The sequence below is a fragment of the Mycobacterium sp. NPDC049093 genome (assembly GCF_040704635.1).
GTDB lineage: Bacteria > Actinomycetota > Actinomycetes > Mycobacteriales > Mycobacteriaceae > Mycobacterium.
Map to the genome: position 1 here is coordinate 1 of NZ_JBEZJS010000012.1, position 21,756 is coordinate 21,756.

The window sequence follows — 21,756 nt, forward strand, 5'->3', positions numbered from 1 at the left end:
CAGCTGCTGCCAGCCGCCCATCCCGAAACTGCCGACCCTATCGATATCAACAATCACCGGATTACGGCTGAATCGAATACTGAGGGTTACCAGTAAAGTACTCCTTTTTCACCAGATGAATCACGCTCATCCTCTGTCCGGTCTCATGTGATCTGGCAGGTTTCTCATTTGATCGGGCAGCGTACGACTTTGCCATTGAATCTCATTGAGGTTGGCAGACAAGCGTCAGTGTGCGCACATCCGAATGGGCTGATGGGGATCAGGTGAGTCCGTAGCGTTTGCGCAGATCCTCACCGACGATGGTGTTGCCGGCTGCATACTCGGCGTCGGCCTGTGCGAGCTCGTGGTTGAGGGTCGAGGTGCGCGCATGGAGTACTTGCCTTTTGCATTCGTCGAAGGTGATGCGTCCGGCGGCGAACTCGATGAGTCGGAGCATCGAAGTGCGATCAGGTGTTGCACCTTCGAGCTCGCTGCTGACGACAGCGTCGTGCACCGCGCGCTTCCGGGTGGCTGACAGGTCGCTGCCGTGCAGGAGCTCAGCCAGGACGGTCGAGCTGTCGGGTTCATCGTCGGCGATCTCGCGACTCACTCCGATAGTCTATGTCGAGTGCGCGCGATCGGTCGCGCCCCAGCTGCGCGGTTATGGCCCGACGGTCACCTTCGAAATCGACAACTGGAATCCGAGGCTGAGGATCTGTTTTCCTTGCTGCATCAAGTTCAGCTTGCTGAAGAACGGCAGCCAGTCGGTGCCCTCCTTGTTGCTGCTGGCGATTACCGCGTAGGACACCGTGTACCTGGAACGGTCCACGCTGCTCGTCGCGCCGGGAATCAAGTCAAGCCATCTGCCCTGGTGTTCGGGCGCGACGGTGTCCTCGATCTCTTGTCGAAAACGTTCACGGAAGCCACCGTCGTTGAGGAAGGTCGCCGCGCTGACCGTTCCCTGGGCGAACAAGTGGCTCAGCGTTGACGAACGCGATTTCCGTTTTACGTGGATGAACTCCCCCTCCGAGGACAACAGGTCACACAGTTCGATGCCCGACGAGGCACCGCCGGGAATCTTGATTTTCGCATCGAGCAGCAACAACTCGCCGGCGGGATCACCTGCCAACCGTCGGTTGTAGTCCGCTTCCTTCTCCCCCATGCTCGACTCAACAAGTGCCGTGGCACTGGAGGGCAGCGAGGCGGCGAAGGTGTCGACTTCGGCTGCGAGGCTGTCACTTACCGCTAACCAACGTCCCTCGATCAGTACATACAGCTTGTCGCCTACACGTTGTTCGGCGATGAGACAGTTGTACAGAGTCCAGCGGCCTTCAAAATCACCCGACCGACTGAACTTGACGGACACTTGGCGTCCCTTCAAAACCGGAACGGAGATTTGTGACCGGCGAGGACCGAGTGCGTCGAGGTAATCGTCGAGGTCGAGATCGTCGAAAATCGCCTTGCTGCCGGTGACCTTGAACGATTCGATCTCTTCCCAGCCGATGACTTCCGGGGTCGCCATGTGGGTGTTGTGCGTATCACCATCGGCAAGTTGCGCCGCCAATGCAGCATCGAGAACAGCGACGAGCGATGCGTCGTTGACCAGGCCCAGATGGTCCACCCAGGCAAAATTTTCCTTGTATGTCCCCTCGGAGAACGCGGCCAGCAGATCGCACAAGATGGCGGGAAGGTCAGCGGCATCGCGCGAGGTGCTCAACACCAAAGCGTCAGCGCCGGAGAGCTTCTTCGACAGCGCCGTGTCGCGAGGCTCGCCGGTGACAGCACGCAGGATATCGCTGGAGACATCGACACCGAACGTGGGCAAGTCAGTGCTTCTGCTCGACTGGGTCGTGCGAGTGACAACCAGATCTTCGAATGTCTTAGTGTCCATACTGCGCAGCTGCGCAGGGTCGATTCGATTGAGGGCGACCTTCAAGCCGAATTGCCGTTCAATCTTCGACAGGTCGAGCAGGCTGCGCCCATAGCCAAAGGTCAAAGCGAAATGACGTCCGTCGGCCTCAACGACCAAGAGCCCAGAAGCCGACGACGACGACAGCGCGGGCACCTCAGGCGCGACCTGGCGCACAAACGCCAACCACGACGGTGGCACAGGAGGACGCGACGTGAAGTAAAAGGCGCTGTTGCGGGCACCCAGATCCGCAGTCACAGCTACCTTCACCGGGTTTTTACCTTCTGCCAGTGCGTCCTCGGGCGTACCGATGTTCTGAAGCAGATAGATCGTGAGCCGCTGCGTCATGCGCACCCCTCCTCAATGCGATGCCGACTGCCGCACACCCTGCCCGTGTCGGTCTGTCGATTCTGGAACGTCGATCACGAAAGGGAGCCCGATTCATCTATTCACCAAACCGAAGCCACCACACCGCCGACCACGCAGGCACCCGGCCACAGGCCTGGCCCACCGACGCTTTCCGATCAAGACGTCGAAGCGAGCCCACACGACTAGCATTGCCAGCCGACGATCAGGCGGTCACGGGCAGCGTCGCCGACTCCCGCCGCGGCCCGCCGGCGCGAGCCGAACTTGGCACCTGGTCCCAGGTGCGCCCCTCGAGCAGCCGCCCGTTCTGCTTGGGAGTACGCCCGCCCCACTGTTTGAAGAAGAACGGGACATCGGCTGACACGCATTGATCACGGATGTCGAGCGCCCATTGGCTGGCCATCGGCCGAGCACTAGGACCGGACTCGCCACCGACAATGACCCAATCAATGCCGTCGAGAGGCAGGCCGTTGAGCGGCCCGAGCAGCGGTTCACACGACAGGAATCGGGTCGCCGCCGGCACGGTGCGCAGATGGTCGATGCGATCAATGACCGCTGACGATTCCACTGACACACCCATCCACACATTGGCAGGCCAATCCAGCTTCTCGGCGAGCCTACTCAGGCGCAACGACCGCTTGGTCAGAATCTGATACGTGTGCCGAGGTGTGTCGGCCGGGTGGCGAATCAGCCCAATCTGTACGGTAAGACGGCATCGGAGTTTCTTAGTGTGTTGCATGGTGGCTCAGTGCGGGCACTGCTGCGCACAACGCGCTGAAGTTGCGCCCTGCGGCCATAACTGTGCGGTCTGGTCGGATGACGGCGGCGGTGGCACGGCCGCGGCGCAGCCACGTATCCAGGTCACCACCGGGCTCGGCGACATGCAGCAGCGCGCCGCGCTCGTCGAGCAGGGCGCACTGGAATGCGAGCGGGCGCACGGTGGTGATGACGGCGAAGCCGTTGCCCACGATGTCGTCGAGGCGTTGACCTTCGCGCAGCACGGGGTTTGGGCACAGGGTGCCGGCCAACTCCCATGGCGTACGCGACTTCGCGATCAATTCGGACTTGGGTAGGGAGGGTGTTCGACTTTCAACGAGCTTGTTACGCAACCCGGGGATCAAGCTCAGCCGCGGTAGGATCAGCCGACGGATAAAGTTGCCGATGTCCCCGCCTGCGGTCATCGCCCAACCCATCCCGAGGGCCATTCCGATCATTAAGCGGGCGTGTGGTTTTCGCTCTTGCTCGTAGGTGTCCAAGGTGGAGGGCGGCAGACTGCCGTGCAGCACTGCGGCGAGCTTCCATGCCAGGTTCATCGCGTCTCGCAACCCCGCTCCCATTCCTTGGCCGATGAACGGCGGCGTGAGGTGCGCGGCGTCGCCGAGTAGAAAGATGTTGCCACGGCGCCATCGCTCGGCGAACTTCGCGCGAAAGGTGTACTCAGCCACACGAACCAGTGTCAGATCTGCGGGTGAGACGTTGCCAACCCAGGGCGCAATGAGCGGGCGTAGCGCGTCGAGTGAGTCGAAGTCGTCCGCTGTCTCGCCGGGCAATAACTGGAATTCCCAGCGATAGCGCGTATCGCCGATGCGCATGTAGGTCGCCGCGCGGATCGGATCACAGATCTGGTGCACCCCATCCCACTGATCCAGGTCGGCAGTGGTCGCGATGTCCACGACCAGCCAGCGCTGGTCGAACTTGAGATCATGCATGCCGATGCCAGCGCACGCACGTACTACGCTGTTGGCGCCGTCGCACCCGAGTACGAAGTCCGCCTCGACAACGTGTTTGGCACCGTCGGTGCGGTCACCGTAGGTCACCAGGATTCGTCCCTGCCCGTCATCGACGATGTCGGTAACTTCGGCGTCGCCGCACAGTTGCGCACACGGGTAGCGCTCGAGATTGGCGCGCAGCAGTGCTTCGAGGTCCGGTTGGTCGAACATATTGGCCTGCGGGAAGCCATGCGCACTATGAGCCGGGTCGCGGTGAAACTCGGCCAACACGCGGGTCGTGTTGTCGAGCAGCCGCAGGCCCAGCGCCGGTCTCGAGATGTCTGCGAACTCCTTGGCGATGCCCAGACGCGCGACGATCCGGAAGATCTCGTCGTCGATGTGAACCGCGCGGGGCTGCGGGTACACGGTTGACCACCGATCGAGCACCACAGTCTTGATGCCATACTGCGCCAGCAATGTGGCGACGGTGACACCGGTGGGGCCGGCGCCGACGATGACGACCGAGGCGGTAGTCACGGCTGCTCTTCGATCCGCGACACGATGGTATAGCGCCCGATCGTGCCCTCGACGGCCGCGCGGTCGGCGGACGAATCCAGGGCGACAGTGACTACTACCGTGCTGTCTTCCACTGTTGCGGTGACTTTCTCGACTCCGAAGTGCCCGGCTAAGGCGTCACTGACCGCTCTCTTGGCGGCGTCAGCCCGGAGCGGCAATTTGTACGGCTTGCCCACGGCGGTGACTGGCAGCGAATCAATGACGGTGACGGCTTTGGGCGCGGCGGCGTTGTCGACGACGTGTTCGCTAGCCCAGGCGCGCAACTGATCGCCGGTGACCGTGCAACCAGGCGCCAAGGTGACGTAGACGACCGGAACCTCGCCGGCATGGGGATCGGGCCGACCGACGGCCGCCGCTGCCGTGACGGCCGTATGCTGCAGCAGCGCTTCCTCGATGGCGCCTGGATCGATGTTGTGGCCGCCCCGGATGATGAGATCCTTCGCCCTGCCGGTCAGATGGACAAAGTCCTGTGAATCGATCCACGCCAGATCGCCGGTGTCCAACCATCCATCGACGAGCTTGCCCTGCCCATCGAAGGCGAAACCGGCTCCACCGTAGTCGCTTACGTAGCCGGGAAAAACAGTCGGCCCGCTGATGACCAGGTGTCCCGCCTCTCCAGCTGCCAGATCGACCCAGGACCCGTCATCGTTGATGCGCACCGCCTTCACCTGCTGGTACGGCAATCGCTGACCGACTGAACCTGGCCGCGGATGGTCGGGAAAGCTCCGCACGCTGGCGCACGTCGCCTCGGTCAGCCCGTACCCCTCAACTAATCGAATACCGGTGTGTGATTCGAACTCTCGTCGCACCGAGATGGGTAGCGTTGAGGCACCGACCAATGCGAACTGCAGGCTGGAGATATCGGCGTCCACCGGGCAATGGGCCAGGACGGCATAAACCGTGGGCACCGCACTCATCGTGGTGATCGCATAGTGTGAAGCGATTTTCCAGAAGTTGGCATAGAGTGCCGGATCGCGATAGCCCAGGGGTCCTGCCCACACGACGTGCTGACCGCGCAGCAGTGGGGCGAGCAGGGTGACTACCAGGGCGTTCACGTGGAACAGCGGCAATGCAGCGAACACGTTCGCGTCGTGGTCCAGAGTCGAGTTCGCCGCGATCATCCACGCGTCGGCCACCTCGTTGGTGTGGGTATGCGCGGCCAGTTTGGGCGCGCCCGTCGTACCTCCCGTGTGAAACAGCGCAGCCAGGTCACCGGACGTGGGAGGTTTGCCCGAAAACGCGGACCCGTCGTACTTCTGGGCCAGTTCATTGAGATAGGCAACGGTGGCGCCGCCCACCTCGGGCGTAGGTGTGGATTCTGTGGCATGGCTGGACGGACAAACCAGCACAACGGTGTCGATACGGCCTGCGGCTGCGAGCTGTCTGGCCGTGTCCCAGCTCGCAGCGTCGAATTCCGGAGCGGCTGCGATCAGTACCCGTGCGCCCGACTTCTTGACGAGTTCGCCGATGTGGCGGGGCGATAGGGCGCCGTTGATCGGGACGGCGATGCCTGCGAGCTGGGCGGCCAGCGTGGCCGTGATGAGCTCGTCACAATTGGGACTGATGAGAGCGACGGCATCATTCCGCCCAACACCGATGTCGCGCAACAGGTTCGCGGTCCGGTGCACGTCGGTGAGCACCTCTCCAAAGGTGCGGCGCGTGGGCTCTTCCCATCGGGCGGCGTCGGCAAGCACCGTCACCGCCGCTCGCGTCGGCCAGAGCGTGGCCGCACGAGCCAGCAGCGCGTAAGTGGATTCGGGCAGCCCCCGTTGCGCAAGCGGAACCGACTCGATGTCCGCCAGATCCGTGGGACCCGAGTAGCGGGGCCAGAGCAGATCCGTCACGCGCATTTCACCGCGGTGCGCTGGGTGCCCAGATCGAGTACGCCGTCGTCGGTGGCCACCGACAGTTCCACAATGTCGCCGTGCTGTAGATACTTGTCGTTCTTCGCCTGCTGCTTGAAGAATGCTTTCCACTTGACTGCCGGCGGTAGCAGCGAGCTGATGATCTGGACGGGTTTCGGCGGAGCGCTCAGCGCAGTCCCGACAGGTGTGCCCGTCATGACGAGGTCTCCAGCGTTCAGGTTCTGGAATCGCGTGAGCGCCTGCAGCGCCTGCAGCGGCTTGTAGATCATGTCGCCGTCGATGACCATGTCTTGTCGTATCTCGCCGCTGACCCGGAGCTGCAGGCGCAGATCGCCGAAACGTTTGAGTTCATCGGCGTCGACCAGCACCAAGGCCGGTCCGACCGGAGTGAACGTCGGATACGACTTCGCTTCGTAGAACTGGGTTTGCGGCAACTGGATGTCGCGTGCCGACACGTCGTTCGTCCCGACCAGGCCAGCCACGTAGTCGGCAAGGTTGGCCTCGCTGAGCTGGGTGCCCACCGGCATGTACCGACCGATCACCAGACCGACCTCGACCTCATAGTCGAGGAGCTTGACGTGTCGCGGCTTGACGATGTCGTCGAACGGTCCGCTGATGGAGGCAGACGCCTTGCGAAAGAAGGTGAGCGGAACGGACTTTGGATCCATGCCCGCGTCCTCGACATGCGAGGCGAAGTTCGTCATCTGGGCGACCACACGACAGGGCGTGGTCACCGGTGACACGAGGTCGAGGGAGTCTACGGGAACGGTGTCGGCGCTGTGGGCGGCAGCGTCGATGGCCGGCCGGTCGGCGAGCAGTTCACCGGTGGTGGTGGCGGTGGTGACGATTCTCGCTGCGCCGGTGGGTGTTTGAGCCCACCACGAGTCGGCGGTGCGGAAGACGGAAATTGTCATGAGGTGGCTACTTTCAGGAGGCCGATGAGACGGTTGATGTTGAATTCGTTGTCGTCACGTAGCGCGGCGATCATCGAACGCGCCTCGTGGGGCAGTGATTTGGGATTCACGCCGAGAAAATTTTTGGTGGCTGGTGGGCCCCATTGCGCCAGACCCGACGCGGTGAACGGTGCCCACCCTGGTTCGAGGGTCGAGTCGAACATGTCGCCGTCGGTGAAGTGCTCGACCAAGAATCCGTCAGGGTCGCGCCAATAGTCGAAAAGTTGGCTGCCCTGAATGTGTCGACCGATGCCCCAGGACCGGTAGTAACCGCGATCCAAGAGGAATTGACCGCCCGCGGCAAGCGCGTCCAGGTCGCTGACTTGGTAGGCCGAGTGTACGTAACGGTTTTGAGGTCCCAGCGCCAACGCCAGCGTGTGGTGATCCGCAGGGGTGAAGCCTCGGTCGCAGCGAATGAAACTCATCGTCGGGCCGCGGTCGCGCTGGCCGGGGAAGAACAAGAAGTCGCTGACGATCATGCCGAGGTTGTCGAGGTACCAGTTGAGCGACTCCACATACTTGGTGGTTTGCAGCACCACGTGTCCGAGCCGCTGGACGCGAGCAGGTTCCCGCGCCGGCCGCTGAGCGGCGTTGACGCGCTGCAAGTCGTGCGCGACGTTGATGATACGTGGGCTCTGGGTAGGTAACCCTTCGAGTTGATGGGTGTCCGCGACAACGCGCACATGTAGCCCGCTGGGGTCCACCAGGTCGACCGACAGTCCGCCGACCGCCTCCGGCAGTGGCCGGACGCGGGTTCCCGTCGCCTCCGACAATCGCGACAGGTCGATCGCGTCAGCTGCAACGAAGGCGGCACCGAGAAACCGTGAACGTGAGCCGCGGCGAATGATCACACAGCGAGTGCCCGAATCGGCGCCGCGCAGATGGAGCTCGTCGTCGGTGCGTAGCACGGTAGTGAAGCCAAAGGCATGGGCGAAGGTTTGCGCGCCCACGAGGTCGGGCTTCTCAAACTCCAGCCAAGCGAGATCTTGCACCTTGATCACGGGATTGCTGGATCGGCCGCGGTGCTCGCCGCTACGGGCGCCGCGCTCGCTATGCAGGTGACTGTGGGCACCACTCAGGTCGCTCATCGCACACTCCTCTTCAACTGACGAAACCATCACATAAGACGATAGCTTCAGTCAAGTGCTGACTGACGAAAACCTCAAACCTGAGTATCTCTGCTATCGTGGGCTCTGTGAGCGAAGAAGGCGACACAGTTAATCGGCTGGAGCGGCGCAAACAGCGCACGCGTGCCGCGTTGATTCAGGCCGCGCAGGCTTTCCTTGCGAGTGGCAAGTCCAACGTGCCGGTTCTGGAGATCACTCAGGCCGCCGACGTCGGGATGGGGTCGTTCTACAACCATTTCGACAGCAAGGAAGAGCTGTTCGAAGCGGCAGTAGCCGATGTGCTCGACAACCACGGGGCCCTGCTGGATCAGCTCACGGAGTCGATCGACGATCCCGCCGAGACATTCGCGTGTAGCTTCCGCCTGACCGGCCGGCTCTTCCGGCGCCGGCCGCAGGAGAGCCGCATCCTCCTCGTCAGCGGCCTCAACCTGATGGGTTCAAAGCGTGGCCTCGGCCCGCGCGCATTACGAGACATCGAACGGGCCGCCGCCGCCGGTCGGTTCACCATCGACGATCCCAAGCTGGCGTTGGCTGTCGCGACGGGCGCGTTGCTGGGGCTCGGCAAGTTATTGCTGGACGAACCGCACCGCGATGATGCCACGGCCGCCGACCAGATCACCAAGGACATCCTGCGTCTGTTCGGCCTTTCAGCGTCTGAAGCCCACGAGGTCTGTACCCGACCACTACCAGATCTCGACACAAGCAGGGACGGCCGCCTGACCTGACTTAGGTCACTGTCGATTGATTTTTGGAACTGCCCAGTCAGGCCGCGTGACCGTAACTGTCACCTATTCGTGCAGCAGACCCGCCACCGGATTCGCAAGGTAGGACATCGACAGCCACGTTGTAGCCGGCGGAGGGGCGTGCTGGCAACCCCAATCAGTCCGGTCCTCGGAGTACACGGGCACAGTGAGTACTCCAACAGTCATGTCGAGCTTTCCTCCCCAGCGGTTCGTGGCCGGCGTCCGCCCTCACAGCCTAAGCGCTTCTGAAGAGCCTGCCGCGCACCAGTTTCCAGCGGAGAGGCAACTATGAGATCGGTCTCGCCTAAGACTGATCCAACAGCCTGACCTGTGCACTCTCAACTGCAGGTACTGGGCAGGGCGTGGCGTGGATCGCGATCATCTGCAGGGCCACCAGTCATACGCGGCATGCGACACTCGTTATTACGTTCTTCCCCAACACATTTCCCCGCTGTCACCGGTTTCTCGGGTTTCGACCCAGCAGGTCGCGCTCCAGGAAATCTCGGAAGATTCGCGCGAGATTCTGCGCGGTTGCGTCGGAGCTGTCACCGAGTCGGTTACCCAGTTGAAATGCCTCATTGATAACGGCCCGACGTGGCAGCTCAGCGCGGACCTCGTCGCCAAATTCCGTCTGTACCCGTTCCCTGATCGACTGGTCGATGCCGTTTCTACGGTCGAAACCGGATAAGACCACACCACACCACCTGAGTGGATGTGTTCGTTGGATGCGCTCAACTCTGTCACGAGCCTCGCGGGCTTTGCGTACCGCATCAAGGGTCGGAGTGATCGGCGCGTACGCAACATCACCTAGATGCATTGCCAGGGCTTCCAGAGAGCCAGTGCGGCCGCCAGTGTCAATTAGGACAACCTCATAGCGACCAAAGATGCCGGCCTCATCAAAGATGGCCCGCAACAAGCCGGTGTCCGATACGCCGAAACCCGCAACACGGCCTAAGGAAGCACCTGCAGGCAGCAAATCGATGCCGGGCCATCTAGTTTCAATGATCTCCTCATCGATTCGCTTCGCGCCCTTGTCGGGATCCCCCCAAAAACTGATATCGGCAGCCTCAAGCACTGACCCCAAGCCGGTCGAATGCTGCGACACTCCAAAGTGGTTAGACAGGTTTCGCTCTGGGTCTGCGTCGACCAACAACGTGGAGATCCCGGCACGCGAGGCCTCCCCCGCCAGCATCATCTGCCATAGCGTTTTCGCTGTTCCGCCTTTACCCGAAAGCACCAGCACCGAAACAGCTACCAATGTGAGCCTCTTATCCCTTCGTCACCCGATGCAAGCGGACATCACGGCGGGCTGATCGGAGCCTTGATCCTATGTGGTGAACAAAACACGACCATTTCCTCCCGGCTTCTGGCGAGAATCCCCTGGCCAGGTCCATGCCTACTTCGCGCGCACAAAGCCAGGGAAGTCGTTGGTGTGGCGGCCTGACCACTCCAAGCGGCCCCGACTACTCGGGATACACCATCTGGGTGGACACTATGACGTGGCCCTTTCCGCAACAGTATTCAAAGTCGAACTTGGCGTCTCCGATGTCGATCACGGTTACTACGCCGATCACACGCTGACGGTGGCCCGCCATCCCAGTGAGACCGATGAGCGGATGGTGGTGCGGTTGTTGGCGTTTGGGCTGCGCGCACACCGACTCAGCGACGTCGACGGTGAGTTGGCGTTCGGGGCGGGTCTGTCCACCCCTGGCGTACCGGACTTGCGTCTCGCCGACTACACCGGCCGGATCTTGGAGTGGATCAACGTCGGCCAGCCCGACGAACGCGTGTTGGGCAAGGCCGCCAGTCAGGCCGACCAGGTGCTGCTGTTCCCGTTCGCCGCTGGCGTGGCGACCTGGTGGCGCACCGTCGGCCCCAAAGTGGCGGGGCTGGCGAATCTGTCGGTGGTGCAGATACCGCACGCACCGGTCCAGCAACTGGCCCAGACTGTCGATCGACGAGTCTCGGCGCAGGTGATGGTGATCGAAGGTCAGGTGACGATGACCGTGGGCGGAGTCGACGTCACCTTCACGCCCGAGCCCTTGCAGTGACCGCCTGAGCCCGAGCTGCTGGTCGCTGGCGTTGGCGCCCACCCTCTAATGGTCCGGGTGAGTAACCGTGCGTAGGTCCAGCTGAGGTATCCCGGAAAAGTCAGTTGGGTTGCACGTGTACAACGGCACACCATGCGCGACGGCGCTGGCCGCAATGAGCGCGTCATAGGCCCGCGCGGCGGGTTTGCGGCCCGAAGTACGCAACGCTGCAGCGACACCCCCAAATGCCCGCGCACTCTCGGCGTCGAACGGAAGGACCTCGAAATCCGCCTCTGCCTGCTGCAGGTGCTGCTGCCGCGCACTACGTTCCGCATCCGTCTGCGCCACATGCGGCCCGACGGACAGCTCAGCGAGGGTTACCGCACTGATCACGGATTCGTTTGGCAGCTCGTCCGGATCCGCCAGGTGGCCGAGCAGAATCACCGTGGACGTGTCGAGCATGCCTCGTGACTGGTCGGCCGGCCCTGTCACAACGCTGTGTCCATCACGCTGTCCACATCTGAACGCAACGTCTCCACGTCCACGCGCGGCAGGTTTCGGCGACGGCGAATCAGTTCAGTCGGACTGACACTACGACGCGGTAGCGGGCTCAGCTCGGCCACCGCCGTGCCATCACGCGTCACCACGATCCGCTCACCCCGTTCCACCCTGCGCAGCACTTCCCCACCGTGGTTGCGTAGGTCGCGAACTGTCACTACCTCGGTCATGCAGCAAGCGTATCACCGGTGAGACACACCTGCGGAGGTCATTGCAAACCCGTTCGACACGTTGGCCATATGGCCGCGTTGCCATGGTTACGGGTCCAGAATTTCTCGCTCCCGCAGTACCTCCGCCCAGCGCCCAACAGCCGTGCTGATGTTGCGGTCGAAGATCGACCAACGGCTTTGATGCCCGAAGCAGTTATGCAACGTCGTGACATATTCCGTCAGTGTGTCGATGTCGTCGATTGCGGCGAGGTATCGGCAGGTCTTGTCGTATTCGATGAGCAAGTTGTTCTCGACTGCATATCGCACTAACTGCTCAGTAGTGCTTATCCGTTCCATCTCAGCCAGAGTCAAGTCGAAACCGTCGCAGAGAGCTGCGGCGAACTGCCGCATGTCGGTGCCATGCGCGAACCGCACCTCGTATGGTAAATCAGGTACCAAATGTTCCCAACGATGTTGCAGTAGTGAACCTTTGAGCGGATGCCCCGCTCGCTCGTATCCGGGGCACGCGGCATCGATCTCAGCCGATCCGATGCCCACGTTGACGAAGAATCCATGCCACGACATGGTCCCGTTGTGCCGGTCGCCCTGAAAGTTGATCACGTCATAGAGCGGTCCCCGTTTCCGCTCGAAGCTGGGACCGGACACGTCGAATCCACGCGACCGCAGGAAGGGTCCGACGTCGGCGCAAACCATCGCTTCGTAAGCCCGTCGCAATGATCCGACGGCCATCCCCTCGCCCATGCCCCAAGGCTAGGTCGTCGGCACAGACCCTCCGCGCACCAATCTAGAGCCGCGTTGCGCTACACGCCGCCGCGGCGCAGCATCCGACCCTGTGCGGTCTCGAAGTCAATCTTCTTGCCGCGCAACCAGGTACTCGTCACGACACCGGCGAGTGCACGCCCGTCGTAGGGGCTGATCGGGTTCTTGTGGTGCAGCTTGTGCACGTCGACGACCTGCGCAGACTCAGGCTCGAAGATCGCGAAGTCGGCGTCGTAGCCGAGCGCGATCTTGCCCTTGTTGTTCAGTCCGGCGAGCGCGGCGGGTTTGGCCGCCATCCACTCGATCACCTGCGTGAGCTTTATCCCCCGACGCTTGGCCTCGGTCCAGATCAACGACAGGCCGAGCTGCAGCGACGCGACCCCGCCCCACGCAACGCCGAAGTCGCCGTTCTCGACGTCCTTCAGGTCGACCGTCGACGGTGAGTGGTCAGACACGATGCAGTCGATTGTGCCGTCGAGCAGGCCCTGCCACAGTAGTTCGCGATTCGACGCCTCACGGATCGGCGGACAGCACTTGAATGCCGTTGCACCGTTGGGGATCTCCTCGGCGAGAAGCGTCAGATAGTGCGGGCACGTCTCGACAGAGATCTTGACGCCGTCGCGCTTCGCGGTCGCGAGCATCGGCAATGCGTCCGACGACGACAGGTGCAGAATATGCGCGCGGGCACCGGTCCATCGAGCACGCTCGATGACCTCGGCGATCGCGACATTCTCGGCACCGCGCGGTCGCGACGCCAGGAAGCGTTCGTACCGGTCCCCCTCGGCCGTCGGGGCATGGTCGATGGCGCGGGAGTCCTCGGCGTGCACGATCATCATGGAGTCGAAGTCGGCCAGCACGGCCATGTCCTTCTCCATCTCGTCCGCATCGAGATGCGGGAACTCGTCGACGCCGGAGTGCAGCAGGAAGCATTTGAAGCCGAACACGCCTTCGTCGTGCAGACCCCGCAGATCGTCGGTGTTGCCGGGAATCGCGCCGCCCCAGAAACCGACGTCGATGTGCGTCTTGCCCGATGCCGCCGCACGCTTGGCGTTGAGTGCTTCGACGTTGACCGTCGGCGGGATCGAGTTGAGCGGCATGTCGATCAGCGTGGTCACACCGCCGGCGGCGGCTGCGCGGGTAGCGGAGTCGAACCCCTCCCACTCGGTGCGGCCCGGCTCGTTGACGTGCACGTGCGTGTCGACCAAGCCGGGGATCATGACCTGCTCGTCGGTGAGTTCGACGATCTCCGCGCCGGTGAGGCCACTCCCCAACGGCTCGATCGCGACGACGCGACCGTCGCGGATACCGATCTCGCGGGCGACGATTCCCGCCGTCGTCAGCGTGCGTCGGCCGCGGACCACCAGGTCGAATTCCGGGTGGTTCGGCGTCTCGGGCGCGTTGGCGGTCATCGGCAGCTCTCCATGGCTAGCAGCATAATTCCTCATCGTGGAAATGACACTCCACCCTTCGGGCAACTCTAAGTGTGAGCGCTGACACAGTCAATCGCGCCAAAAGCTTGACAGTGGGTGCCCAGATGCGACTTACTTACTAAATTCGTGGAATATTACTTCCACATAATGGAATGTATGCGCCGGCGTTGAGCGTCGTCGCACCGACCGTGACAGGCGTATCCATGACCACAGAGTCCACCGGGCTCATCGGCGACTCCAGTCGTACCGATGCGACCCCGTTCGCCGACGTGAGCCCGCTTTTGTACAACGCCGATCTCGCGCCCACCAAGCGCGAAGGTCGACGGTGGGGCGCGTACAACATCTTCACGTTGTGGGCGAACGACGTACACAGCCTGGGGAACTACTCATTCGCCATCGGCCTGTTCGCGCTAGGCCTGGGCGGGTGGCAGATCCTGCTGGTGCTCGGACTCGGCGGCGCCTTCCTCTTCCTTCTGCTCAGCCTGTCCGGGTTCATGGGAGAGAAGACCGGCGTGCCGTTCCCGGTGATGAGCCGCATCTCGTTCGGCATCCGCGGCGCGCAGATCCCCGCCGTCGTCCGCGGGGCGGTCGCGATCGCATGGTTCGGTATCCAGACCTACCTCGCGTCGGTGGTGCTGCGCATCTTGATCGTCGCGCTCGCACCGTCGGCTGCGACCCTCGACTCGAACAGCTTCTTGGGGTTGTCGACACTCGGCTGGATCGCGTTCCTGGGCTTGTGGGTGATCCAGGTGGTCATCGTCAGCTACGGCATGGAGATGATCCGCAAGTACGAGGCAGTCGCCGGTCCGGTCATTCTGATCACGATGGTCGCACTCGCGGTCTGGATGCTCAGCAGCGCCGACTGGACCATCGCGTGGACCACGCCCGACTCGCTGACCGGCGTCGACATGTGGCTGAAGATCGTCGGCGGCGCCAGCCTGTGGGTCGCCATCTACGGCACGTTCGTCCTCAACTTCTGCGACTTCACCCGTAACGCGACGTCGAAGCGGGCCATCGTGAAAGGTAACTTCTGGGGCATCCCCCTGAACATGCTGGTGTTCGGCAGCATCGTCGTCACCCTGGCCGGCGCTCAGTTCCGCATCGACGGACGCATCATCGAATCGCCCGCCGACATCGTCAAGGAAGTGCCGAACACCCTACTGCTGGTGCTCGCGGGACTCGCGCTGCTGATCCTGACCATCGCCGTGAATCTGATGGCGAACTTCGTCGCCCCGATCTATGCGCTCAACAACCTGTTCCCGAAGCACCTCAACTTCCGTCGCGCAGCACTCATCTCGGCCGTCATCGGCCTGGTGATCCTGCCCTGGAACCTGTACAACTCCCCCGCCGTCATCAACTACTTCCTCGGTGGCCTCGGCGCCATCCTCGGACCGCTGTTCGGCATCATCATGGCCGACTACTGGCTGGTGCGTCGTTCCAAGATCAACGTTCCCGCCCTGTTCTCGACCGATGCGCTGGGTGAATACCACTACGCGAAGGGCATCAACGTGCGTGCCGTGGTCGCCCTCGTCATCACGGCGGTCGTGGCACTCCTGCTCGCTTTCGTTCCCGCGTTCAGGGTTGTCTCGGAGTTCTCCTGGTTCATCGGCGCAGGGCTCGGCGCGATCGTGTACCTGGCGGTCGCAGACCGCCGAGGACCGTTCCACGACATCTCCGGCGAGCCTATCGCCGTGGCGAGCACGCACTAGACAGGAACCGCCATGAGAATCCTCGTAGCCAACGTCAACACGACGGCCTCGATGACCGATGCGATCGCCGAGTCGGCGCGCGGGGTCGCATCGCCTGGCACTGAGATCGTGGGTATCACACCGCGTTTCGGCGCGGACTCGTGTGAAGGGAACTTCGAGAGCTATCTCGCGGCCATCGCGGTCATGGACGCGATCACGTCGTACCCCGAGCCGTTCGACGCGGTGATTCAGGCCGGCTACGGCGAGCACGGTCGGGAAGGTCTGCAGGAGTTGCTCGACGTCCCGGTGGTCGACATCACCGAGGCGGCCGCGTCGACGGCGATGTATCTGGGCCACAAGTACTCGGTCGTCACCACGCTCGACCGCACCGTCCCGCTGATCGAGGACCGTCTCAAGCTCGCGGGACTCGACGCACGATGCGCCTCGGTGCGGGCGTCGGGCCTCGGTGTGCTCGAACTCGAATCAGATCCCGAGCGGGCGGTCGAGGCGATCGTCCGCCAGTCTCGAGAGGCTGTCGAGAACGATCACGCTGAGGTGATCTGTCTCGGCTGTGGTGGTATGGCCGAGCTCGAAGCGAAGGTACGGGCCGCGACCGGCGTCCCGATTGTCGACGGAGTCCGCGCGGCGGTCACGATCGCCGAAGGGCTGGTTCGGATGGGTCTGTCCACGTCGAAGGTGCGGACCTATGCGACTCCCCGCAAGAAGACGGTCATCGGCTGGCCATTCCAGTTGTAGGCCAGCCGATCTCGTCGCCTCAGAGCATGATCTGGCGGTTGACGTCCTTGTACAGCAGGTAACGGAAGTTGGACGGCCCGCCCGCGTAGCAGGCCTGCGGGCAGAAGGCGCGCAGCGAGAGGAAGTCGCCTTCCTGCACTTCGACCCAGTCCCCGTTGAGGTGATAGACGGCCTTGCCCTCGAGCATCAGCAGGCCGTGTTCCATCACGTGGGTCTCGGCGAACGGAATGGTTGCGCCGGGCTCGAAGGTGACGACGTTGACGTGCATGTCGTACGCGAGGTCCTGCGGGTCGAGCATGCGTGTCGTGCGCCATTTGCCGTCGGTTCCTGGCATGGCTGACGGTTCGATGTCCTGCTCGTTGCCGAACTTGACCGACGGCGTGTGGCCCTCGATGGCCTCATAGCGCTTGCGGATCCACACGAAAGTCGCGTCAGCGTCGCCGTTGTTGTGGGCTGACCAGTCGGTCCCCGCCGGGAGGTAGGCAAAGCCGCCCTCGGTGAGTGTCTGCGACTGACCTGCCGCGTCGACGGTGAGCGCACCGGACGTGACGAACAGGAAGCTCTGCACCTCGGGTTGCGGCTCCGGCCGCTGCGCCCCGCCGCCCGGCTTGACCTCGACGATCGCCTGGTAATACGTCGTCGCACCACCGGCGACCGGCCGGTTGATGATCCATGCGCGCGTATCGGTCCACTCCGGGAACACCGAGGTGACGATGTCCGAGAGGACGCCGCGCGGGATCACCGTGTAGGCCTCGGTGACGATGGCGCGGTCGGACAGCAGATCGGTCTGCGGGGGCAGGCCGCCGCGGGGCGTGTAGTACGACGCTTGGGTCCTTGGGGGGGTCACTGGTTGCTCCTGGTTGTGCGGCCGAGCGCGATGTCGCGCACGGTGGACATGGACAGATCGGTGGCTGTCTCGATCTCATCGACAGTGAGGGCGCCACACGCGCTACCACGGTGAATCACGTTGGCGAGCGCGCGGGCGGTGGCCGGCTCGTCCATGACGATCGAGTCGAGTCGGTGGACGTAGTTGCGCAGGCGGGTCGCGGCCGGCGCGAAGGCGCCGCGGTAGAACGCGTACGTCGCCAGGTATCGGGTGACGAGTTGGGCGGGGTGCATATCCCAGCCCTGGTAGATACCACGCTCCAGGTGGCGCCGGACGAGGCGCGCGTGCAGCTTCCACGCCACCGCGACGTTGTCGGGGTCGCCGACCGGGAGGATGTTGGTCGAGCCGTCGGACATGTGCACGCCGGTGCCTGCGACGGCGAGTTGCATGACGTTCTTGGCGTGGTCGGCCGCTGGATGCTCCATCGACTGGTAGGCGGCGGCGATACCGAGGGACGCCGAGTAGTCGTAGGTCCCGTAGTGCAGCGAGCTGACACGGCCCTGGCCGGCGTGAATGAACTGGGCAACGGGTGCGCGGCCATCGGCGCCGAGGATCGCCTGCGGCGTTTCGACCTGTACTTCGAAGCGGATGCGGCCGGCCGGCAGTTCGTTCGCACCTTCGAGTGCGCTCGCGACCACGACCATCGCCTCGACCTGGTCGACGGATGTCACCTTGGGCAGGGTGAGGGTCAGGCCGTCCGGGAGGCCGCCGGATTCGACGAGCCCGCTGACAAACATGTCCAGCGTGCGTAGACCGCGCGCACGGGTACCTGCCTCGAAGCACTTGAAGCGGGTACCGACGAACGGCGTCGAGGTGCCGGCGTCGAGCGCGATCCGCAGTGCGGCGACCGCCTGTGCGACGTCGGCGTCCTCGGTCGCGTCGTCGAAGGTGCCGTAGCCGTCCTCGAAGTCGATGCGGAGGTCTTCGATCGGCTGGGTGGCCAGCTTGTTCTCGACCAGGACTGCGAGAGTCTCGGGTTCGCAGTCGGTTCCGCCGCTCGCGCCGACGAGTGCGGCCACGGCGTCGAGCCCGCCCGCGTCCTTCCCTGCGGCGAGGGCGGTGGCTCCCCAGTCTGCGGGCAGCGTCGCCGAGTACCGGTTACCCGGGATGTAGACGGTGTGGACCGGCTGCTGACGACCGTCGTCGCCGGGGTATCGGTTCACCAGTTGTGTGTCAGCGGCCGAGAGGCGGCGGTCGACGTCGGCAAGCACCGCATCGTCGAGGCGTCGTGTCACAGATGTGCCTCCCCTGTCTGAAAGTTCCTGTATAGACAGAATTCCACATTGTGGAGTTTAACGCGAGTGTAATCGGCGCACGATGTGCGTTTCCTCATCGAAACACTTTTTCCATATTGCGGAAATGATCTTGCGCATGTTGGATGGAACGACAGTCGTCGGTCGGGAGTGGAACGTATGGCGGAGAAGACAGGCGGCGTGCAGTCGGTAGAGCGCGCGTTCGAGTTGATGGAGTTGATCGGGCGTGCGGGAGGCGAGTGCTCGCTGACGGAGTTGTCGGCCGAGTCGCCGTTGCCGCCACCGACAATTCACCGCTTCCTGCGCACCCTGGTCGGAATCGGCTACGTGCGCCAACTACCCAATCGGCGCTATGCCCTGGGGCCGAGATTGATTCGGCTTGGCGAAGTTGCGAACCGCCAATTGGGCGCGGTCGCTGCCCCGGTACTGCAATCGCTGGTCGACGAACTGTCGGAGACGGCGAGTCTCGCGGTGCTTGACGGTGACATGGTGATCTATACCGAGCAGGTTCTCCCGTCGAAGCTGACGCGGACGAACAGTGAGGTCGGCCAGCGCGTCGGTCTGCACACATCCGGTGTGGGCAAGGCCGTTCTGGGCGAGTTGGACGATGCGCGGATTCTGAAACTGGTCACGCAGTCCGGACTTCCCGCACCGACCGAGAACAGTGCGTCCACCCTTTCTGCCGTGTTCGCGAACGTCGAGCGCGTGCGCATCGACGGCTACGCGATCGACGACGAGGAGTTCGAGATCGGCGTTCGCGCCGTCGCGATGGCAGTGCCCGGTGCCCCGACTCCGATGGCAATCGGCATCTCCGGGCCCTCGGCTCATGTCAGTGAGGAATTCATCGCCCGAGCCGTTCCCGCACTGAAGAAGGCGACAGGCGTGATCTCGGAAGCCCTGATCGGGGCGAGGGAGCGATGATGTAGACGCTGCGTCCCAGGCCTAGAGCATCCACGTCGACCTCGCCGGCGCTCCCCTGTCCACCTACCCGTCACCACCGAAAGAGCGGCGAGACGCTCACCTGACGGGCCCGCGGGCGGCCCTACACGCAGGGACGCCGGGCAGTATGTTTTCTCGGGTGTGGGAGGAACGGGCGGGCCGATCACCGTGGGTACGCACAGTCTGGCGCGCGAACGTGGAGAGTCCCGAACGCTATTCGGTAATCGGATCCGAGTATTGGGGTTTGTCGTTCATCCGTCGCCGGGACGGAGAGTTGGCCGCGGAGCTGGATGGTCCGAGCCTGCGCAATCGGGTCGTCGACGGGCATTTGGGTGAGCGCTACTGGGGCGTCGAACTCGCCGCCTACGTCGCAATCCCAGGCGTGCCCAAGCGTGCAATCCTCGGCGAGACGGTGACCTTGTCCGTATCGGGCGGCCACGTCCTCCTCGGGGATCACCGATGGCCGGTGCCAACCTGGCCCGATCTTGAAGACTGGGTCGATCACCTGGCTGAGAACTGCGGGCTACTGGTCGACGAGGAGGTCCGCAAGGCACTGAACGGGGATCGGATCGGCGCCTCGGAACGGACTTGGCAACGCCGCTATCGTCGCACGGTCGGGCTGACCGCTCAGCAGATCGATCAACTTCACCGCGCGCAGCACGGCTACTTCCTGTTGCAGACCGGACACTCGCCTGCGGAAGCGGCGGCCGGGGCCGGATTCGCCGATCAGCCGCATCTGACGCGCTCTCTGCGGTTGATCCGTGGTCAGACGCCGGCCGCGATCATTGCCGCCCAAAGGCGTAGGCAGCGCTGACACGCCTGCCGACGACACCGTGACGGTGCCTGACATCGAAGAGTTGTCGTTCTGGTTCAAGAACTGGCCTGCGGTCTCGCGATCAAATAGTGGTGACGAAAGGAAACCCATGACTGCTGTCCCCGCTGCACCGGCCGGCTTCTCAACGATCAACCCCTTCATCGTCACGCGTGACACCGAGGGGCTGATCCGTTTTCTGACCGATGTCTTCGACGCCGTCGAGCATCCCGACGCCCGCACTGTCGACGACGACGGGCTCCTCCTGCATGCCGAGCTTCAGATCGGTGGCAGCACTGTGATGTTCGCCGAACGGAAGCCCGGCTGGCCGTTCACGCCGGCACTCCTGCAAGTCTATGTCGACAATGTCGAGGTCGTGCTGGACCGTGCGGCCACCGGCAGTGCCGAGATCATCACCCGCCCAACCGAGTTCTTCGGTGATGTCTTCTGCCGTTTCCTCGATCCCTGGCACAACCTGTGGTGGGTGTACCAGCTCGGGACCGCCCCGGACAACAACTGGGGCGAGAGCGCCACCGGCACTGACTGGTCCGACAACACGGACGATTCGGCGGCGTGGGAGCCAACTCCCGAACTCACCTACATCCACGACACACTGCTTCAGGTACTCCCCAAAGTCCTTGACCCCCACAACTGATCAACCAGCAGAGGGGTCCAATCATGACGAACGAAGACATCAGCTATGACGACGCCGACGCTCCTTGGAACCAGGAAGCCGGCCAAGATCCATCGAACTGGAACGACGACGTGATTGCCGAGTTCCGGGCGAACGCGGGCCAGGTCGGCGGTGACTACACCGGGCACCCGCTGATCCTGTTGACTACGACCGGTGCCCGTAGCGGTGCGCTCCGAGTAGTGCCTCTGGCGCCCAACTATCGCGGCGACAGGCTCTACCTCAGCTCGTTCCGGGAAGATCGGGATCCGGACTGGTTCCACAACATCCGAACGAACCCGACTGTCACTGTCGAGATCGGGACCGAGACGCATCAGGGAACGGCGACGATCCTGGCGGGTGCCGAGTACGACGAGTTCGCCGATTGGGTGCGGCGAAACAACCAACTGCTGGCCGAATTCCAGGCGACGATCGACAGGCCGGTGCCACTGGTGACGATCCGCTTCGCGCCCATTCGATCCATGGGATGACAGGCAGCTCTCCCCCGCCACATCTGGAACGAGGAACTGCTGCGTGGCGGAAGGAATACGGCCGAGTCGAATAAGGCGGGATGTCGAG

22 protein-coding genes and 1 pseudogene are annotated in these 21,756 nt (G+C 63.3%); 8 read left to right on the forward strand and 15 right to left on the reverse strand.

Features of this window, described 5'->3' with window-relative positions:
* Positions 1-259: 259 nt before the first annotated feature.
* From AB0876_RS32355 to AB0876_RS32385, 7 genes and pseudogenes are all read right to left on the reverse strand, one after another.
* Positions 260-589 carry an antitoxin VbhA family protein gene (locus AB0876_RS32355; protein ID WP_526044039.1) on the reverse strand — a complete coding sequence of 110 codons (330 nt, stop codon included), beginning with the start codon at positions 587-589 and terminating at the stop codon, positions 260-262.
* Between the two features lie 51 nt (positions 590-640).
* Positions 641-2,236 (reverse strand): DUF6119 family protein, encoded by a 1,596-nt coding sequence (locus AB0876_RS32360; protein WP_526044040.1) that lies wholly within the window; start codon positions 2,234-2,236, stop codon positions 641-643.
* Positions 2,237-2,459: 223 nt separating this feature from the next.
* Positions 2,460-2,930: pseudogene (locus tag AB0876_RS32365) on the reverse strand (DUF5131 family protein); the annotation flags it as partial.
* A gap of 49 nt (positions 2,931-2,979) precedes the next feature.
* The gene (locus tag AB0876_RS32370; protein WP_526044041.1) at positions 2,980-4,500 is read right to left on the reverse strand and encodes an FAD-dependent oxidoreductase; all 1,521 of its coding nucleotides are present in this window, start codon (positions 4,498-4,500) and stop codon (positions 2,980-2,982) included.
* Positions 4,497-6,389 (reverse strand): acyl-CoA synthetase, encoded by a 1,893-nt coding sequence (locus AB0876_RS32375; protein WP_526044042.1) that lies wholly within the window; start codon positions 6,387-6,389, stop codon positions 4,497-4,499. The genes AB0876_RS32370 and AB0876_RS32375 overlap by 4 nt, the downstream gene beginning before the upstream one ends.
* A complete protein-coding gene (locus tag AB0876_RS32380) occupies positions 6,380-7,318 on the reverse strand; it encodes a fumarylacetoacetate hydrolase family protein (protein WP_526044043.1) in 939 nt (312 codons plus the stop codon). Before AB0876_RS32380 ends, AB0876_RS32375 begins: the two co-directional genes overlap by 10 nt.
* Entirely contained in the window at positions 7,315-8,445 is a 1,131-nt protein-coding gene (locus tag AB0876_RS32385) for a VOC family protein (RefSeq protein WP_526044044.1), read from the reverse strand. Before AB0876_RS32385 ends, AB0876_RS32380 begins: the two co-directional genes overlap by 4 nt.
* Positions 8,446-8,552: 107 nt before the next feature.
* On the opposite strand from AB0876_RS32385, the gene AB0876_RS32390 reads away from it, so the two are divergent.
* Entirely contained in the window at positions 8,553-9,209 is a 657-nt protein-coding gene (locus tag AB0876_RS32390) for a TetR/AcrR family transcriptional regulator (RefSeq protein ID WP_526044045.1), read from the forward strand.
* Between the two features lie 63 nt (positions 9,210-9,272).
* On the opposite strand, the gene AB0876_RS32395 is transcribed toward AB0876_RS32390, so the two are convergent.
* Positions 9,273-9,413: a hypothetical protein gene (locus tag AB0876_RS32395; RefSeq protein ID WP_526044046.1), complete on the reverse strand. Its 141-nt coding sequence runs from the start codon at positions 9,411-9,413 to the stop codon at positions 9,273-9,275.
* 268 nt (positions 9,414-9,681) lie between these two features.
* Positions 9,682-10,470, reverse strand: a complete 789-nt coding sequence (locus AB0876_RS32400; RefSeq protein WP_526044047.1) for a ParA family protein — start codon at positions 10,468-10,470, stop codon at positions 9,682-9,684.
* A 256-nt stretch (positions 10,471-10,726) separates the two neighbouring features.
* On the opposite strand from AB0876_RS32400, the gene AB0876_RS32405 reads away from it, so the two are divergent.
* Positions 10,727-11,278, forward strand: coding sequence for a YaeQ family protein (locus AB0876_RS32405; protein WP_491840063.1), 552 nt, complete (start codon positions 10,727-10,729; stop codon positions 11,276-11,278).
* A 45-nt stretch (positions 11,279-11,323) separates the two neighbouring features.
* On the opposite strand, the gene AB0876_RS32410 is transcribed toward AB0876_RS32405, so the two are convergent.
* From AB0876_RS32410 to allB, 4 genes are all read right to left on the reverse strand, one after another.
* Positions 11,324-11,749 (reverse strand): type II toxin-antitoxin system VapC family toxin, encoded by a 426-nt coding sequence (locus AB0876_RS32410; RefSeq protein WP_526044048.1) that lies wholly within the window; start codon positions 11,747-11,749, stop codon positions 11,324-11,326.
* Positions 11,746-11,985, reverse strand: a complete 240-nt coding sequence (locus AB0876_RS32415) for a type II toxin-antitoxin system Phd/YefM family antitoxin (RefSeq protein ID WP_491840061.1) — start codon at positions 11,983-11,985, stop codon at positions 11,746-11,748. Before AB0876_RS32415 ends, AB0876_RS32410 begins: the two co-directional genes overlap by 4 nt.
* A gap of 87 nt (positions 11,986-12,072) precedes the next feature.
* Positions 12,073-12,726 (reverse strand): DUF4304 domain-containing protein, encoded by a 654-nt coding sequence (locus tag AB0876_RS32420; RefSeq protein ID WP_491840060.1) that lies wholly within the window; start codon positions 12,724-12,726, stop codon positions 12,073-12,075.
* 59 nt (positions 12,727-12,785) lie between these two features.
* Entirely contained in the window at positions 12,786-14,153 is a 1,368-nt protein-coding gene (gene allB / locus AB0876_RS32425; protein ID WP_526044049.1) for an allantoinase AllB, read from the reverse strand.
* Positions 14,154-14,377: 224 nt separating this feature from the next.
* On the opposite strand from allB, the gene AB0876_RS32430 reads away from it, so the two are divergent.
* Both AB0876_RS32430 and AB0876_RS32435 read left to right on the forward strand, forming a co-directional pair.
* Positions 14,378-15,883, forward strand: a complete 1,506-nt coding sequence (locus AB0876_RS32430; RefSeq protein WP_491840058.1) for an NCS1 family nucleobase:cation symporter-1 — start codon at positions 14,378-14,380, stop codon at positions 15,881-15,883.
* Positions 15,884-15,895: 12 nt separating this feature from the next.
* Positions 15,896-16,618: an aspartate/glutamate racemase family protein gene (locus AB0876_RS32435; RefSeq protein ID WP_491840057.1), complete on the forward strand. Its 723-nt coding sequence runs from the start codon at positions 15,896-15,898 to the stop codon at positions 16,616-16,618.
* A 19-nt stretch (positions 16,619-16,637) separates the two neighbouring features.
* On the opposite strand, the gene AB0876_RS32440 is transcribed toward AB0876_RS32435, so the two are convergent.
* Together AB0876_RS32440 and AB0876_RS32445 are read right to left on the reverse strand one after the other, a co-directional pair.
* Positions 16,638-17,465, reverse strand: a complete 828-nt coding sequence (locus tag AB0876_RS32440; RefSeq protein WP_526044050.1) for a bifunctional allantoicase/(S)-ureidoglycine aminohydrolase — start codon at positions 17,463-17,465, stop codon at positions 16,638-16,640.
* Positions 17,462-18,739, reverse strand: coding sequence for a DUF6986 family protein (locus AB0876_RS32445; RefSeq protein ID WP_526044051.1), 1,278 nt, complete (start codon positions 18,737-18,739; stop codon positions 17,462-17,464). The genes AB0876_RS32440 and AB0876_RS32445 overlap by 4 nt, the downstream gene beginning before the upstream one ends.
* Positions 18,740-18,916: 177 nt before the next feature.
* Here AB0876_RS32445 and AB0876_RS32450 point away from each other — a divergent pair, with 177 nt between their 5' ends.
* From AB0876_RS32450 to AB0876_RS32465, 4 genes are all read left to right on the forward strand, one after another.
* Positions 18,917-19,678 (forward strand): IclR family transcriptional regulator, encoded by a 762-nt coding sequence (locus AB0876_RS32450; RefSeq protein ID WP_526044052.1) that lies wholly within the window; start codon positions 18,917-18,919, stop codon positions 19,676-19,678.
* Between the two features lie 214 nt (positions 19,679-19,892).
* Entirely contained in the window at positions 19,893-20,510 is a 618-nt protein-coding gene (locus AB0876_RS32455; RefSeq protein WP_526044053.1) for a helix-turn-helix domain-containing protein, read from the forward strand.
* A 109-nt stretch (positions 20,511-20,619) separates the two neighbouring features.
* Positions 20,620-21,162 (forward strand): VOC family protein, encoded by a 543-nt coding sequence (locus tag AB0876_RS32460; RefSeq protein WP_526044054.1) that lies wholly within the window; start codon positions 20,620-20,622, stop codon positions 21,160-21,162.
* Positions 21,163-21,185: 23 nt separating this feature from the next.
* The gene (locus tag AB0876_RS32465; protein ID WP_526044055.1) at positions 21,186-21,668 is read left to right on the forward strand and encodes a nitroreductase/quinone reductase family protein; all 483 of its coding nucleotides are present in this window, start codon (positions 21,186-21,188) and stop codon (positions 21,666-21,668) included.
* Positions 21,669-21,756 lie beyond the last annotated feature (88 nt).

Bases quoted from the DNA above. Each gene is read 5' to 3' on its own strand.
- AB0876_RS32420 (WP_491840060.1), bottom strand. From the start codon at position 12,726: ATGGGCGAGGGGATGGCCGTCGGATCATTGCGACGGGCTTACGAAGCG.
- AB0876_RS32460 (WP_526044054.1), top strand. From the start codon at position 20,620: ATGACTGCTGTCCCCGCTGCACCGGCCGGCTTCTCAACGATCAACCCC.
- AB0876_RS32375 (WP_526044042.1), bottom strand. From the start codon at position 6,389: ATGCGCGTGACGGATCTGCTCTGGCCCCGCTACTCGGGTCCCACGGAT.
- AB0876_RS32430 (WP_491840058.1), top strand. From the start codon at position 14,378: ATGACCACAGAGTCCACCGGGCTCATCGGCGACTCCAGTCGTACCGAT.
- AB0876_RS32415 (WP_491840061.1), bottom strand. From the start codon at position 11,985: ATGACCGAGGTAGTGACAGTTCGCGACCTACGCAACCACGGTGGGGAA.
- AB0876_RS32435 (WP_491840057.1), top strand. From the start codon at position 15,896: ATGAGAATCCTCGTAGCCAACGTCAACACGACGGCCTCGATGACCGAT.
- AB0876_RS32465 (WP_526044055.1), top strand. From the start codon at position 21,186: ATGACGAACGAAGACATCAGCTATGACGACGCCGACGCTCCTTGGAAC.
- allB (WP_526044049.1), bottom strand. From the start codon at position 14,153: ATGACCGCCAACGCGCCCGAGACGCCGAACCACCCGGAATTCGACCTG.
- AB0876_RS32380 (WP_526044043.1), bottom strand. From the start codon at position 7,318: ATGACAATTTCCGTCTTCCGCACCGCCGACTCGTGGTGGGCTCAAACA.
- AB0876_RS32360 (WP_526044040.1), bottom strand. From the start codon at position 2,236: ATGACGCAGCGGCTCACGATCTATCTGCTTCAGAACATCGGTACGCCC.
- AB0876_RS32395 (WP_526044046.1), bottom strand. From the start codon at position 9,413: ATGACTGTTGGAGTACTCACTGTGCCCGTGTACTCCGAGGACCGGACT.
- AB0876_RS32385 (WP_526044044.1), bottom strand. From the start codon at position 8,445: ATGAGCGACCTGAGTGGTGCCCACAGTCACCTGCATAGCGAGCGCGGC.
- AB0876_RS32450 (WP_526044052.1), top strand. From the start codon at position 18,917: ATGGCGGAGAAGACAGGCGGCGTGCAGTCGGTAGAGCGCGCGTTCGAG.